Annotated in this window: 10 protein-coding genes; 5 read left to right on the top strand and 5 right to left on the bottom strand. The window is 73.3% G+C overall.

Going from position 1 to position 15339, the window contains the following annotated elements:
* Positions 1-2 precede the first annotated feature (2 nt).
* Entirely contained in the window at positions 3-1412 is a 1410-nt protein-coding gene (locus tag ACGFZ2_RS02575; RefSeq protein WP_393449340.1) for an ABC transporter substrate-binding protein, read from the top strand.
* 145 nt (positions 1413-1557) lie between these two features.
* On the opposite strand, the gene ACGFZ2_RS02570 is transcribed toward ACGFZ2_RS02575, so the two are convergent.
* A complete protein-coding gene (locus tag ACGFZ2_RS02570; RefSeq protein WP_393449337.1) occupies positions 1558-2259 on the bottom strand; it encodes an N-acetylmannosamine-6-phosphate 2-epimerase in 702 nt (233 codons plus the stop codon).
* Positions 2256-3179 carry an ROK family protein gene (locus ACGFZ2_RS02565; RefSeq protein ID WP_393449334.1) on the bottom strand — a complete coding sequence of 308 codons (924 nt, stop codon included), beginning with the start codon at positions 3177-3179 and terminating at the stop codon, positions 2256-2258. Before ACGFZ2_RS02565 ends, ACGFZ2_RS02570 begins: the two co-directional genes overlap by 4 nt.
* 278 nt (positions 3180-3457) lie before the next feature.
* Here ACGFZ2_RS02565 and ACGFZ2_RS02560 point away from each other — a divergent pair, with 278 nt between their 5' ends.
* The 4 genes from ACGFZ2_RS02560 to ACGFZ2_RS02545 all read left to right on the top strand — a co-directional run bounded on the left by ACGFZ2_RS02560 (position 3458) and on the right by ACGFZ2_RS02545 (position 11411).
* A complete protein-coding gene (locus tag ACGFZ2_RS02560; RefSeq protein WP_393449331.1) occupies positions 3458-5905 on the top strand; it encodes a hypothetical protein in 2448 nt (815 codons plus the stop codon).
* 231 nt (positions 5906-6136) lie between these two features.
* Positions 6137-7993: a xylan 1,4-beta-xylosidase gene (locus ACGFZ2_RS02555; protein ID WP_393449328.1), complete on the top strand. Its 1857-nt coding sequence runs from the start codon at positions 6137-6139 to the stop codon at positions 7991-7993.
* 2 nt (positions 7994-7995) lie between these two features.
* The gene (locus tag ACGFZ2_RS02550) at positions 7996-9876 is read left to right on the top strand and encodes a xylan 1,4-beta-xylosidase (protein ID WP_393449325.1); all 1881 of its coding nucleotides are present in this window, start codon (positions 7996-7998) and stop codon (positions 9874-9876) included.
* Complete coding sequence (locus tag ACGFZ2_RS02545; RefSeq protein WP_393449322.1) at positions 9873-11411, top strand: alpha-amylase family glycosyl hydrolase; 1539 nt, start codon at positions 9873-9875, stop codon at positions 11409-11411. Before ACGFZ2_RS02550 ends, ACGFZ2_RS02545 begins: the two co-directional genes overlap by 4 nt.
* Positions 11412-11493: 82 nt before the next feature.
* Here the strand turns inward: ACGFZ2_RS02545 and ACGFZ2_RS02540 are convergent, their stop codons facing one another.
* Genes ACGFZ2_RS02540 through ACGFZ2_RS02530 form a run of 3 tightly spaced genes read right to left on the bottom strand, consistent with a single transcriptional unit; the run spans position 11494 to position 15338 of the window.
* Positions 11494-13380 carry an ABC transporter ATP-binding protein gene (locus ACGFZ2_RS02540; protein WP_393449318.1) on the bottom strand — a complete coding sequence of 629 codons (1887 nt, stop codon included), beginning with the start codon at positions 13378-13380 and terminating at the stop codon, positions 11494-11496.
* 1 nt (position 13381) lies between these two features.
* Positions 13382-14311: an ABC transporter permease gene (locus ACGFZ2_RS02535; protein WP_393265968.1), complete on the bottom strand. Its 930-nt coding sequence runs from the start codon at positions 14309-14311 to the stop codon at positions 13382-13384.
* A 31-nt stretch (positions 14312-14342) separates the two neighbouring features.
* Complete coding sequence (locus tag ACGFZ2_RS02530) at positions 14343-15338, bottom strand: ABC transporter permease (protein WP_363703593.1); 996 nt, start codon at positions 15336-15338, stop codon at positions 14343-14345.
* Position 15339 lies beyond the last annotated feature (1 nt).

Here is a 15339-nt window from a genome sequence, read left to right as displayed (position 1 = left end):
CAATGAGAAGACCTCGGCTCCGCCGGACCACAGCGGCGCTCGTCGCCCTCGTGGCCGCCGCCGCGCTCACGGCCTGCGGCGACTCCGGATCCGGCACCGACAGCGGCAGTGACGCGCTCGACGCCCCCGGTGCCGAGGTGCTGGAGAAGGCCACGGAGAAGACCACGATCGAGTTCTGGCATGCGATGAAGGGGGCCAACGCCACCGCCGTCGACCAGCTCATCGCCGACTTCAACGCGCAGAGCGGGGGCAAGGTCGAGGTCAAGGCGGTCTTCCAGGGAAGCTACGACGAGACGATCGCGAAGTACAAGGCCTCGGTCCAGCAGAAGAGCACACCGGCCCTGGTGCAGATCTACGACATCGGCAGCCGCTTCATGGTCGACTCCAAGCAGGTCGTGCCGATGCACAAGTTCATCGAGAAGGACGGCTTCAACGCGGCCGACATCGAGCCGAACATCGCCAGCTACTACTCCGTCGACGGCAAGATGTGGTCGATGCCGTTCAACTCCTCGACGCCCCTGCTCTACCTCAACAAGGAGGCGTTCGAGCGCGTCGGCCTCGACCCGACGAAGCCACCGAGCAACCTCACCGAGATCGGCGACCTGGCGAAGAAGCTGACCGTCAAGGACGCCAGTGGCAAGACGGTCCAGTACGGCTTCGGCGCCGCCATCTACGGGTGGCTGCTGGAGCAGTTGCTCGCCACCGACGGCAAGGAGTACTGCGACAACGGCAACGGGCGTACGGGCCTGGCCTCGAAGGTGCAGTTCGACCAGGAGACGGCCGTGCGTGTCGCGCAGTGGTGGACGGACCTGGTGAAGGGCGGCTACGCGACGAACACCGGCCGCAAGACCGACGACGCCCAGGCGGCGTTCAAGGCGGGCACGGTCGCCATGCACCTGGAGTCCACCAGCGTGTTGCGCGGCTACGTCGACGCCGCGAAGGGCAGGTTCACCGTCCTCACGGCCCCGTACCCGAAGGTGAGCAGTTCGTCCACGGGTGGACCGATCATCGGTGGCGCCTCCCTGTGGATCAACGGCGTCGGTCACGGCGCCAAGGAGAAGCGCGCCGCGTGGGAGTTCGTGAAGTTCGCCTCCACCCCGGCCCAGCAGGCCAAGTGGCACACCAGCACCGGGTACGTGCCGATCAACGCCAAGGCGCTCGACGAACAGATCGACAAGGACTGGATGGCGAAGTTCCCCCAGTTCCGCACCGCGGTCGACCAGCTGCACGCGCTGCCGCCGTCGGTCGCGTCGGCCGGTTGCCTGCTGGGCGTGATGCCGCAGGCCCGCAAGGCGTCCGAGGACGGCCTGGAGGCGGCGATCGTCGGTAGCAAGCCGGCCGACCAGGCCATGAAGGACGCCGCGACGAGCGTGCAGGGCGCCATCGACAGTTACAACAGGTCGGTCAGCTGATCATCGCGTCACGACCGGGCCGGTCCGGTCACGGGGAAGGGCCAGCTCCGAGGGCACTGGCCCTTCTCGGTGCCGGTCGCCTGCGCGGCGGGGGGACGCTGGTGCCTCGCCGGGGCGGCACACCTGCTGCCGTCACCCGGCTGCGTTACCGCCCACGGCGCTCGGACGCAGGGGGCGTCGCCTCGACCAGACGCCGCGTGATCCACAGTGGTGAGGTGACGGCGTTGCCCATGACGACGGCGTGGGCCCCGGCCGCAAAGGCCTGCCGGACCTGCTGCGCCGTGCGGTAGCGACCCTCCGCTATCACCGGCACCTCCAGCCGCTCGGCGAGCTGGGCGACGAGTCGTAGGTCGGGGCCCTCCGTCGGCGGGCTGGTCGGCGTGTAGCCGGAGAGTGTCGTGGCCACCGCGTCGGCACCGGCGTCGACCGCGGCCAGGGCCTCGGCCAGGGTGGAGATGTCGGCCAGCACCAGGGCGGCGGTGCGCGAGTGCACCGCGCGTACCGTGTCGGCGAAGCTGCCCGCGTCCGGGCGGGGCCGGTCGGTGGCGTCGACGGCCACGACGTGCGCCCCGGCCGTGGCGGCCCGCACCGCGTGTGCCGGGGTCGGGGTGATCATCACTCCGGTGGTGCCGTGTTTGACCAGGCCGATCACGGGCACGTCGACGGCGGCGCGGATCGCCGCGATGTCGTCCGGCCCGTTGGCGCGGATCGCCACCGCACCGCCCGCCGCGGCCGAGGCGGCCACCCGGGCCTGCACGTAGGCGTCCCGCATCGGGTCGTCGGGCTCGTCGGGCAGCGGCTGGCAGGACACCACCAGACCACCCCGCATGACGTCGAAGACCGTCACCTGTCCTCCATCGCCATTCGGGCCGCGCCGATCGCCACGGCGTTGTCACCGAGCGCCGACGGCAGCAGCGGTACGTGGGACCAGGCCGGGAGCACTTCCGCCTGGTAGGCGCGGGTCGCCGCGGACAGCACCGCCGGCGCCGCGCCGCCGGCCAGGACGACCGCCGCCGGGTCGAGCAACGCGACGAGTCCGGCCAGGGCCGCGCCCAGCGTCTCGCCGGCATGATCCAGCACGCGCTGGGCGGCGGCTTCGCCGGCTGCGGCCCGGGCGGCGACCTCCCGCCCGCTCACCTGCTCACCGGCGGCCAGGGCGTAGGCGGCGGCGATCCCGCTGCCGGACGCCACGGCCTCCAGGTGCCCCCGGCGCCCGCAGCCGCAGCGCAGTTGTTCCGCGCCGGGTGCCGGCAGGTGGGCGACCTCGCCTGCCGCCCCCTGGGCGCCGCGTTCGAGGCTGCCGCGCCGGATCAGAGCGCCGCCGAGGCCGGTCCCGAGGGCGAGCAGGAGCAGGTGCTCCCGGCCGCGCCCCGCGCCCGTCCACGCTTCCGCGAGCGCGGCGGCGTTCACGTCGTTGTCGACGTGCACCCGGCGGCCCAGTCGGGCGCCCAACTCGTCGGCGATCCTGGTGCCGGCCCAGCCGGGCAGGCTGTCCGTGGCGTACCGGACGGTGCCGGTGGCCGGATCCAGCGTGCCGGCGGCACCCACCCCGATGCCCGCGACCCGGCCGCCGTCCAGGAGCCGCCCGGCCAGTTCGGCGGCCGTGTCGAGCACCATCGCCGGCCCGTGTCGGGCGGGTGTGGGGGCCTGGACCCGGGCGGCCACCCGCCCGTCGGGGGTGAGCAGCAGGGCGATCGTCTTCGTGCCCCCGATGTCGATGCCGAGATACGCGACGTCCGCGTTCCCCGTGGCGAAGCTGTCGATCATGGTTCCGTTTCTCGGGGTGACCGGTGATTGTCGTGTAGTCCTGGTCGAACTCTCGCAGGCCTGGTTTCGGCCCAGACCGCAAGTTACGCTACGGCGGATCAGAGGCGTGTACCGGGATCGGGTGCCCGCCGCCCGCCCGCTGCAATCCGTCCGCGTCCGCCAGGGCGTCGCGTCGCCGCCGGCGCTGGTCGAGGTTCTTGGTCCGGGGCGACTCTGGGCAAGTTACGGCCCCGGCCGCAACAATCGAGCCACACTCCATCGATCAGTGAAGGAGACCGATGAAACGGACAGGACTGCGGTCCGCCGCCCTGCTCACCGCCGGCGGGCTGCTCGCCGGCTTGCTCGTCGCCACCGCCGGCGGCGCGGTGAACGCCGCCCCGCCGCCGGCTCCCGCCCCGATCGTCGGCGCGGAACAGGACCTGGGCCACGCCATCAATTCGCGGGTGCTCTCGCAGTACCAGGCGCAGGGCGTCGACCAGCAGGGGCGCCCACAGGCCTACTGGGTGACCGCCGGCAACAGCGAGGTCACGGCGATGTTCCAGGTCACGGACATCCGGTCGGGGAAGGTGGTCTTCGGCCAGCGACTGCCCTCCGGTACCGGTAGCTGGGCGGTCACCTTCGCCAGGCCGCAAGGTGCCGTCTACTTCGGCATGACCAACGGCGCCGTCTACACCTGGTCCCCCGGGGACACCTCGGTCACGTCCCTGGGCGTGCCGTACCCGGACGAGCAGATCTGGCGGATGGCCGCGGCGCCGGACGGTGTCGTCTACGGCGGGACGTACCCCAGCGGAAAGCTCTTCTCCTACGACCCCGCCACGAAGCGGTTCACCGATCACGGTCAGATCGTTCCCGGGGAGACCTACGGCCAGGCGCTCGCGATCGACGACCGGTACGTCTACTTCGGCACCAAGCCGAACGCGAAGCTGGCCCGCTTCGACCGCGCCACCGGCGAGGTGCGGCCGATCACGCTGCCCGCCCAGTACGCGGACGAGGAGGCCGTCTACGACCTCACCCTCGCCGGGGGATACCTGTTCATCCGGCTCGACCACTCCAGTGACCTGCTCGTCTACCGCCTCAGCGACGGGGTCGTCGTGAACATCGTCCCCGCGATCTCCGGTCGGATGGTCTCCGAAACCGATGCCACGGGCCGGTACGTCTACTTCCGCATGGTGGCCGACGGCATCGTCCGGTACGACCTCCAGACCCACACCTACACGCCGGTCGGCTGGAAGCCGAACGCGCTGCCGGGCAGTTGGGAATGGGTCGACCTGGCCGACCCGGCGTGGCCCGGACCGACCCTGTCGATGACGTACTACTACGGCCGCGTCTACCTGTGGAACCCGCAGACTCGGCTGACCCGGTACATCGGCGAGCAGGACCTGGAGGGCGCCCCCAACCCGATCCAGGCGATGGGGACCGGGCCGGACGGATCGGTCTACATCGGCGGGTTCCTGTCCCCACCCGGCATGGCGCGCTTCGACCCGGCCGACGACTCCATGACCCTGCTGTCCGGCGCCGGGCAGGTGGAGGGTTTCGGAACCCGCGGCGACCACCTGCTCTACGGTCGCTACCCGGACGGCAACCTGCTCTCCTACGACACCACCAGGCCGTGGGCGTACGGGTCCAACCCGGCTCCCAGGGCCGTCCTGGGCGACGAGCAGCAGCGGGCGCAGGCCTTCGTCGACCTGGGTGAGACGGTCGCCGTCGGCAGCATCCCCCGCGCGGGTCGCCTCGGCGGCGCCCTGAGCTTCTGGACGCCGTCGACCGGTGCCGTGCAGACCTACCGGGACATCGTGCCGCGGCAGAGCGTCGTCAGCCTGGTCGAGCACGACGGACTGCTCTACGGCGGCACCTCCGTCAACGGCGGGTACGGCATCGAGCCGACCGCCACCGAGGCCGAACTGTTCGTGTTCGATCCGCAGACCCGGCAGGTGGTCGAGCGCGTGGTCCCCGCGCCCGGCGGCTCGGCCGTGAACGCGCTGGTCGTCGACCCGTCCGGCACCATCTGGGGCCTGTCCGACGGCACGTTGTTCACCTTCGATCCGGCGACCCGCGCGGTCACCAGGTCGGAACGGCTCTTCCCGAACGAGACGACGATGTACGGCCACGAGCGGGGTCTCGTCCGCGCCGACGACGGCTTCTTCTACGCGTCGGTGTCCGACAGCCTCTGGCGGATCGACCCGGCGACGTGGGACGCCGTCGAGCTGGCCGCCGGCCGGGTGGCGTTCCTCACCAAGGGCGGCGACGGCAACCTCTACTACGGTCGGGTGTCCCGCCTGTACCGGTGGAACTTCGCGCTCCCGGCGGTGTGCAGCCGCGTCGTCAGTGGCAGTTACGCGGGGCCGCTCGACATCACGACGGGGACCACCTGCCTGCGGGATGCCACGGTGTCCGGGCAGGTTTCGGTGGGCGACGGGGCGACGCTGGTGGTCCGGGACAGCACCGTCGAGGGACCGGTCGTGGCCCGACGGGCGGCCGGCGTGACCGTACGGGACAGCTCGGTGGTCGGGCCGCTCTCCGCCACCGGCACCACCGGTGACTTCAGGCTGGTCGACTCGTCGGTGGCGGGGCCGGTGACCGTGGTCGACGGACGAGGGCCGTCGGTTCTGGCGGGCAACGTCATCGAGGGCCCCCTGCGCTGCACCGGCAACGAGCCGGCGCCGCAGGACGACGGTCAGCCGAACGCGGTGACCGGCCCCGTGCAGGGGCAGTGCGCCACGCTCTGACCTCACATGCCCACGGCCGGCGCTCAGGATGCCATCCGGAGCGCCGGCCGCGGCGCGCCGGGCCAGGTGCGGAGGTCGGGGCTCGTCCCGCTCACCGCGCCGGGGCACCGGGGTGCGTCCGACGGAGCGAACCCGATCAGAGTCCGCAAGGGTGCGGGCGGAGGGGAGCGACTCGCACAGAAACCGGTTACAGTGCTCGGACCGGACCACACGACGACAGGAGGTGCCCCGGTGACGAGCATCAGCGACCACCAGCCGGCAGACGCCCGATCCGACTGGGAGTCACGGATCGCGTTGCGCAGCGACGAGGCGGGCACGACTGACGGCACGCCCGTCCTCGCCCCGCCGGAAGGTCTGGCGGCGGTCGCCGGAGTCCACCACGTCCGTCTCTCGTGGTCCCCGGTGCCCGGCGCGGTGGGTTACCTGGTGCACCGCGCGCCGGTGCGCGACGGCGCCGCCGACGGCGAGCTGACCCCGATCGACCACCTCGGCGGTGACGTCCTCGCCATCCCCGACACCTGGTACGTCGACACCACCGGCGAGCCCGGCCAGTCGTACGCCTACGCGGTCGCCGCCGTCCCCGAGGTCACCGTCACCGGCCCGCTCGGGGCACGGGTGACCTGCGCGTCACTGCCCGCCACCGGCGTCGCCCCGACCGTCGTCCTCCAGGTCGACGCGGCCGCGCACGGCGCCGCGCTGGCCCGGCCGTGGCAACCGATGATCGGTAGCGAGCGGCTGTCCCAGCTACTCTGCACGGACACCTCCGGCGGCCGGCAGATCGGCGGCGAGCTGCTCGCCGCGCTGCGCCGCATCCGCGACGAGATCGGCGTCGAGACGGTGCGCGCGCACTCGATCCTCCACGACGACCTCGGCGTCTACCGGGAGGTCGACGGCGAGCCGGTGATCGACTTCTCCGGCGTCGACCGGGTCTACGACCTGCTCCTGTCCGTCGGGCTGCGACCGGTCGTCGAGATCGGTTTCATGCCCCGCGACCTGGCCAGCGACCCGGAGCGGACGGTCTTCGAGTACCGGGGGGTCATCTCCCCACCGAAGGACTGGGACCGCTGGGGCGAGTTGGTCCGCGCCCTCGTCGCGCACCTGCTCGACCGGTACGGCGAGGAGGTGCTGGGCTGGGACTTCGAGGTGTGGAACGAGGCCAACCTGGAGGTGTTCTGGTCGGGCACCCGTGAGGAGTGGATGCGGCTCTACGACGTGACCGCCAAGGCGGTCAAGGACGTCGACCCCCGGATCCCCGTCGGTGGGCCGTCGTCCGCCGCCGCCGGCTGGGTCGACGCGCTGCTGGAGCACGTCCGGCGCTCCGGCGCTCCGGTCGACTTCGTCTCCACACACACCTACGGCAGCCCGCCGCTGGACCTGCGCCCCACCCTGGAACGGCTCGGCTTCGGGCACGCCCGGATCCTGTGGACCGAGTGGGGCGTGACGCCCACCCACTTCCACCCGGTCAACGACGGCACCTCCGCGGCGACGTTCCTGCTCACCGGCATGCGCTCGGCAGCGGGCCGGGTGGACGCCCTGTCCTACTGGGTGGCCAGCGACCACTTCGAGGAGTTGGGCCGACCGCCGCGGCTGTTGCACGGCGGCTTCGGCCTGATCACCGTCGGCGGGATCGCCAAGCCCCGCTACCACGCGCTGCGGATGCTCAGCCGGCTCGGCGAGACCGAGCTGCCGGTGCGCGCCGGCGGGGACGGCGCCGGCGGCCTCGTCCAGACCTGGGCCAGCCGGCGCGCGGACGGCAGCCTGGCCGTCCTCGTGTGGTCGTCCACGCTGGACCAGTCCAAGCGCGACGGCGACCCGGCGCTCGCCCGCCGGATCCGCCTGGTCGTCGACGGCGCGGCCGGCCGGGCCGTGACCGCCACCCGGCTCGACCGCGAGCACGGCGACATCACCACCCTGGCCGAGCAGCTCGGCATCACCGAGTGGCCGGTCGGGGAGCAATGGGACGCGCTGCGCGCCGTCGACGCGCTACCGATCGAGGAGGTCGCCACCGCCGTCGAGGGCACGGCGGCGGTGGTGGAGCTGCACCTGCCGCAGCCGGGCGCGGTGCTCGTCGAGGTGGCCGGAGGCTGACCGTGCGGCCGAACCCTCCGCCGCCCGACGCCACGACGTCCGGCGCGGCCACGCCCACGGCCGGCGGCTCCACGTCCGCCGGCCTTCGGGCGGGCCGCGAGCCCCCGGGCCTGCCGGCGCGGGGACACGGTCACGGCATCCGGGTACGGGCAGGTCGCGGGCAGGTCGACGTCGACTGGGATCCGGTGCCCGGCGCCGCCGGCTACCTGGTGCACCGGGCCGACGGCGACGGCCCGTACCGGGTGGTCGACCATCGCGGCGGTGACCTGCTCGCGGTGCCCGGCCCGCCGTACGCCGACACGACCGTCGAGCCCGGGCGGCGCGTACGGTACGCGGTGCGCCCGGTGCTCGACCCGGACCGGCCCGGCGACGGTCCGCTGGGGCCGGGATCGGCGCCGGTCACGGCCCGCGACGGCGGTGACGCGGTGGTCGGGGTGACCGTCGACGCCGCCCGCCCGGTCGGGCCGGTGCCCCGCCCGTGGCGGGACATGGTCGGCTCGGAGCACCTGAGCCTGCTGCTCTGCACCGACCGGGTGGGCGGCGAGGAGATGGGGGCCGGGCTGGCCGCCGCGCTCGGCCGGGTGCGCCGCGAGCTGAGCGTCGAACGGGTCCGCGCGCACGGCATCCTCGGCGACGACCTGGGCGTCTACCAGGAGGTCGACGGCCGCGCGGTGCACGACTTCACCGGCGTCGACGCCGTGCTCGACGCACTCGCCCCGACCGGCCTACGGCCGGTGCTGGAGCTGTCGTTCGTGCCGCGGGCGCTGGCCCGCGACCCGTCCCGCGAGGTCACCGCGGCGGGCGTGTCCAGCCCGCCCCGCGACTGGGACCGGTGGGCGGCGTTGGTCGGCGGCCTCATCCGGCACCTGCGGGCCCGAGTCGGCGACGCAGAGCTGCGGCGGTGGGCGGTCGAGGTGTGGAACGAACCGGACCTGGACTGCTTCTGGACCGGCACCCGCGAGGACTACCTGCGGATGTACGACGTGACGGCCCGGGCGGTGCGCGAGGCCTGCCCCGGCCTGCCGGTCGGCGGGCCGGCGACCGCCGCGACGAGATGGATAGAGCCGTTCCTCGACCACGTCGACGCCTCGGGCGCGCCGCTGGATTTCCTCTCCACCCATGTCTACGGCAGCCCGCCGCTGGACCTGCGACCGGCCCTGGAGCGGCACGGTCGGGCCGGCACCCCACTGCTCTGGACGGAGTGGGGCCCCTCCCCCACCCACTTCGCGCCGGTCAACGACTCGGTGCTCTCGGCCGCCTTCGTGGCCACCGGGATGCAGGAGGCGGCCGGCCGGGTCGCGGCGCTGGCCTGCTGGGTGGCGAGCGACCACTTCGAGGAGCTGGGCCGTCCGCCCGCGCTGCTGCACGGCGGGTTCGGGCTGCTGTCGGTAGGCAACCTGGCCAAGCCCCGGTTCTGGGCACTGTGGATGCTGGAACAGCTCGCGCCCGTGCAGCTCGCCGCCCGGCTCGACGGGGACGGCGCGGGAACGCTGGTGCGGGCCTGGCCGTCCGTCGACCCGGACAGCGGGCGGGTCGCCGTGGTGCTCTGGAACGGCACGCTGGACCAGGGCGTGCTGGGCCGGCCCGACCAGCGCCGCCGGCTGAGCCGTACGGTGCGGCTGCGCATCGACGGGCTGCCCGCAGCCGGGTACGAACTCCGGCACCGCCGGCTGGACGAGCGGACGTCGAACCTCGCCGCGACCGCGCGCCGGCTCGGCGTCGACGGCTGGCCCACCGAGGAGCAGTGGGCCGGGCTGCGGGCCGCCGACACCCTCGCCGGTGCGGGACCGCCGGTCACCGTCGCGCCGGACGGCGGCTGCCTGCGGCTGCCGCTGACCCTGCCCCTGCCGTCCCTCGCCCTGGTGGAGCTGACCCCGCGATGACCCACACCGGACCATGGTGGCGGGAAGCCGTCACCTACGAGGTGTATCTGCGTTCCTTCGCCGACGCCGACGGCGACGGCCTCGGGGACCTGCCCGGTCTGCGTTCCCGGCTGCCCTACCTGGCCGCGCTCGGCGTGGACGCCGTCTGGGTCACCCCGTTCTATCCCAGCCCCGACCGCGACGCCGGGTACGACGTCACCGACCACCGCGATGTCGACCCCCGGCTCGGCACCCTCGCGGACGTGGACCGCCTCGTCACCGACGCGCACCGGCTCGGCCTGCGGGTGCTGGTCGACCTGGTGCTCAACCACGTCTCCTCGGCCCATCCGTGGTTCGTCACCGCCCGCGCCGCCGGCCCCGGCTCGCCGGAGCGGGCCCGGTTCCACGTCCGGCCCGGCCGCGGCCCGGCCGGTGCTGAGCCGCCGAACAATTGGCGGTCCATCTTCGGCGGCTCGGCGTGGACGCCGTTCGGCGACGGCGAGTGGTACCTGCACCTGTTCGACACCGATCAGCCCGATCTGCGCCACGAGCACCCGGAGGTGGCCGCCGACGCGCTGGCCACGCTGCGGTTCTGGCTGGACCGCGGGGTCGACGGCGTCCGCTTCGACGCGGCCGGCTCGCTGTGGAAGGACCCCGACTACCCGGAGCTGCCGCCCGGCTGGCAGCCCGGTGACCCGGCGCCGTACAGCGACCGGGACGAGGTGCACGAGATCTACCGCCGGTGGGCGCGGGAGCTGGCGTCCTACCCGGGTGACCGGCTCGGCGTGGCGGAGACCTGGGGCGGGCCGGAGGTGCTCTCGCCCTACCTGCGCCCCGACGAGCTGGGGCAGGCGTTCGCGATGGACCCGCTCTACTGGCCGTTGCGGCCGCAGCCGTGGCGCGAGGGCGTCGAGGCGCTCCTGGCCGCCACCACCCGGCACGGGCGGCTGCCCACGTGGGTGCACGGCAGCCACGACGTACGGCGAGCGGCCGACCGGTGGGGACCGGACGGCGCGCGGGCGGTGCTGCTGATGATGCTGGCGCTGCCCGGCGCGGTCTACCTGTACGCCGGGGACGAACTCGGCCTGCCCGACGTCGCGCTGCCCGACGACGCGATCCGCGACCCGGTGTTCCGCCGCTCCGGCGGCGTGGACCGGGGACGCGACGGCGCCCGGGTGCCGCTGCCGTGGACCGCAGGCCCGGCGCCGTACGGTTTCGGCCCGGCCGGGTCCAGGCCGTGGCTGCCCCAGCCGTCGGGCTGGGGAGCGCGCTCGGTGGCCCGCCAACGCCACGACCGGACGTCGACGCTGGCCCTGGCCCGGGCGGCGCTGCCGCTGCGCGGTACCTGCTGGCGGGGTCGACCGGCGCGGCTGTCCTGGCGCGAGGCGCCGGCCGGCTGTCTCGCCTTCCGGCGCGGCGCCGGCGGGCCGACCTGCCTGGTGAACCTCGGTGACGGGCCGGTCGACTGGCGGCCCTACGGGGACCGGGTCCTACTCGCCAGCGGCGCGGCGGGGGCCGACAAGCTGCCGGCCCGCTCGACCGCCTGGCTGGCCTGACCGGCCGGCCTCCCCTCCCCCGTCACCGTGGGGAGGCCGGTCGGGGCCCGGGGGCCGCCGGGCAATGGCGGGCGCCCTGATGTCAGGCCGACGGCGTGCTCTCCCTGCCGGTGGCTTCCGCGAACGGGTTGGGGATCGAGTCGAGCAGCAACCTGGTGTAGTCGTCCCGGGGGGCGCCGATCACCTCGCGGGTCGGGCCGCGCTCCACCAGGATCCCCTGGTGGAGCACCAGCACCTCGTCGGCGAGCAGCCGGGCGCTGAGCAGGTCGTGGGTGATGTAGAGCATCGCCAGCCGCCGCTCTCGGACCAGCTCGCCGAGCAGCTCCAGGATCTCGGCGCGGATCGACACGTCCAGCATGGAGATCGGCTCGTCGGCGATCAGCACCTGCGGGTCGGGGGCGAGGGCCCGGGCGGTCACCACCCGCTGCCGCTGCCCGCCGGAGAGCTGGTGCGGCAGCTTGTCGAGGAACTGCCCGGCCGGGGCGAGCCCCACCCGCTCCAGCAGCTGGGCCGCGCGCTCCCGGACGGCGTCGCCGCGCAGCCCGGCGAAGTTGACCAGCGGCCGGGACAGGGCGTACGCCACCGTGCGGGTCGGGTTCAGCGCGCTGAACGGGTCCTGGAAGACCATCTGCACGTGCCGCCGGTAGTCACGCAGGGCCCGGCCGCGCAGCCGGTCCACCCGGATCCCGTTTCCGGAGCCGCCGGTGAACCGCACCTCGCCGGCGCTGGGGCGTTCCACCCCGGTGATGATCCGGGCGATCGTCGACTTGCCGCTGCCGCTCTGCCCGACCAGGGCGGTCACCGCGCCGGGGCGCAGCGCGAAGGACACCTCGCGGACGGCCTCGACGGTGCTGGTGCGCAACCCGCGCCGGCTCGGGTAGCGCTTGCTCACGTTCTCCACGGACAGCACCGCGTCGCCCTCGCCCGCGGGAGTGTCGGCCTGCCGGGTCAGGGTGCCGGCGGCCGGGAAGTGGCTGTCGAGGGTGGCGGCGGAGCCGAGGGTGACGACCGGCAGCCGGTCCTCCTGGGCGACCAGGCAGCGGACCAGCCCGCCGTGGTCGGGGAGCAGCTGCGGGTGCGTCGCCCGGCAGGCGTCCTCGGCGTGCGGGCAGCGCGGGGCGAAGAGGCAGCCGGTGTGCGGCCGGGACAGGTCCGGTGGCCGGCCGGGAATGTAGGTGACCCGCACGTCCGGCAGCCGGGGGTCGGCGTACGAGCCGAGCAGGCCGCGCGTGTAGGGGTGCCGTGGCTCGTGGAGCATGTCGGCGGCCCGCCGGTCCTCCACGATCTCGCCGCCGTACATCACCATCACCCGGTCGGCCATGTCGAGGACGGTGCCCAGGTCGTGGCTGATGAACAGCACCGCGAAGCCGAGCTCGCGGCGCAGCTCGGCCAGCCGGGTGAGGATCTCGCGCTGCACCACCACGTCCAGCCCGGTGGTGGGCTCGTCGAGCAGCACCAGCTTGGGACGCAACGCGAGCGCGAGGGCCAGCGCCACGCGCTGTTTCATGCCGCCGGAGAGCTCGTGCGGGTACGCCCGGAGCACCCGCCGGTCCAGGGCCACCAGCTCGAGCAGCTCGATGGCCCGTTCGGTGACGTCGCCGGGCACCTTGTGCGCGGCGAAGGTGTCGGCGAACTGCGCGTGGACCCGGATCACCGGGTTGAGCGAGTTCATGCTGCTCTGGAAGACGGTGGACAGGTCCACCCAGCGCAGCTCCCGCAACTGCTCCTCTCCGGCGGTGGTCAGGTCGACGCCGTCGAAGGTGACCCGGCCACCGGTGATGCGGGCCGGCGGGGAGAGCAGCCGCAGCACGGCGTTGCCGAGCGTCGACTTGCCGCAGCCGGACTCGCCGAGCAGGCCGACGAACTCGCCCTCGGCGACGGTGAACGAGACGTCGTGCACGGCCCGGTTCGCCGGCAGGTCGCGGGGGGTGTACGTGACGGTGAGGTGGTCCACCTCGAGCAGGGTCATGTCAGTCCTCCCGCAGGTGGGGGTTGCTCAGCGCGTCGATGCCGAAGTTGATCAGCGTGAAGGAGGTGATCAGCAGGGACAGGGCCAGGCCGGGGGCGACCAGCCAGGCCCACTGGCCGGTGAGCAGGGCGCCGCCGAGGCTCGCCTGGTTGAGCATGGTGCCCCAGCTGACCGTCTGCGGGTCGCCGAGCCCGAGGAAGGCCAGGCCCGCCTCGCCGCCGATCGCGCCGAGCGCCGCGCCCATGAAGCCGACCACGATCAGCGAGGTCATGTTCGGCACGATCTCCCGGGCGATGATGCGCGCGGTGCCGTCGCCGGCGAACCGGGCCGCGGTGATGTAGTCGCGGGTGCGCAGCGTGATGATCTGGGACCGCTTGATCCGGGCGCCGTACGCCCAGCCGGTCACGCTGATCACGAAGATGATCAGCCACAGCCCGCGGACCGGGGCGTACGCGGCGAGCGTCACCATCAGCGGCAGCGCGGGCACGACCAGCCCGAGGTTGATCAGGAAGGACAGCACCTCGTCGACCCAGCCCCGCAGGTAGCCGGCGGTCAACCCGATGACCAGCCCGATCAGGGTGGACAGGGCACCGGCCGCGAGGCCGACGACGAGCGAGGTGCGGGCGCCGACGACCAGTTGGGACAGGACGTCCTCGCCCTGGGCGGTGGTGCCGAGCCAGTGGCTGCCGGTCGGGCCGAGCGAGGTGGGGAAGGCGTCGTCGCGCGGGTCGTACGGCGCGACGAGCGGCGCGAAGACCGCGACCGCGATGAACGCGGTCAGCATCAGCAGCCCGATGCGGCACTTGCGGTTGCGCCAGAGGATGACGAACCAGCCGGGCAGCCGGCTGTGGCGGGCGAGTTCGGTGGCGGCGGCCTGGACGCCTTCGGTGTCCGTGCCCCGGGCGGGTACGGCGGGGGCCGGCGTGCTCACGCGACCTCACCCCGCTCGTCGCGGGCGATTCTCATGCCGACTCCACCTTTCGCACCCGTGGGTCGAGGAAGCCGTACAGCAGGTCGGCCAGGAAGTTCGCCACCAGCACACCGATCGTGGTGAACAGGAAGATCGCCTGCATCAGCGGGTAGTCCCGGCTGGACACCGACTCGAGGAGCAGCCGGCCCATGCCGGGATAGTTGAAGACCGTCTCGACCAGCACGGTGCCGCCGAGTACGCTGCCCAGCGCGATGGCGAAGCCGGTGACGTTGGGCAGGATCGCGATGCGCGCACCGTAGGTGATGGCGATGCGTCGCCGGGGCAGGCCACGGGCGACGGCGAGGCGGGTGTGGTCCTCGCCCAGGCTCTGCACCATGTTGTTGCGCATGCCGATGATCCAGCCGATCGGGCCGGTGATGAGCAGCGCCACGGCGGGCAGCACGCTGTGCTGGAAGGCGTCGGAGATGAAGATCCAGCTCCAACCGGGTGAGCTGCCGCCGCCGTACCCGCCGCGCTCGGGGAACCAGCGCAGGGTGATCGCGAACACGTAGATGAGCAGCAGGGCGAGCCAGAAGAACGGCAGCGTCCCGAGGAACGTCGAACCGAGGGTGATGACCGAGTCGACGCGGCTGTTGCGGCGGTACGCGGCCCAGGTGCCCAGCAGTGTGCCGACGACGAACGAGATGATCTGGGTGACCCCGACGAGGATCACGGTCCACGGCAGCGCCTGCCCGATCATGTGGGTCACGCTGTAGGGGAAGTAGGTGTACGACACCCCGAAGTCGCCCTGCACCACCGCGCCGAGGTACTGCAGGTACTGCTCGAAGAGATTGCCGTCGGGGGTGCCCAACATGATCCGGATGGCCTGCAGTTGGGCCGGGTCGACGCTCTCGCTCTGCCCGGCCAGCCGGGACACGATGGCCTCGGCCGGGTCCCCGGGCTGCAGTCGGGGGATCAGGAAGTTGAGGGTGACGGCGGCCCACAGGGTGCCGAGGAAGAAAGCGAAGCGTCTGGCGAAGTAGGCCACG

The organism is Micromonospora sp. NPDC048063, from assembly GCF_043202855.1.
Taxonomy (GTDB): domain Bacteria; phylum Actinomycetota; class Actinomycetes; order Mycobacteriales; family Micromonosporaceae; genus Micromonospora.
Note: the sequence above shows the minus strand (reverse complement) of the source record. Positions and strands in the feature narration are given on the sequence as shown.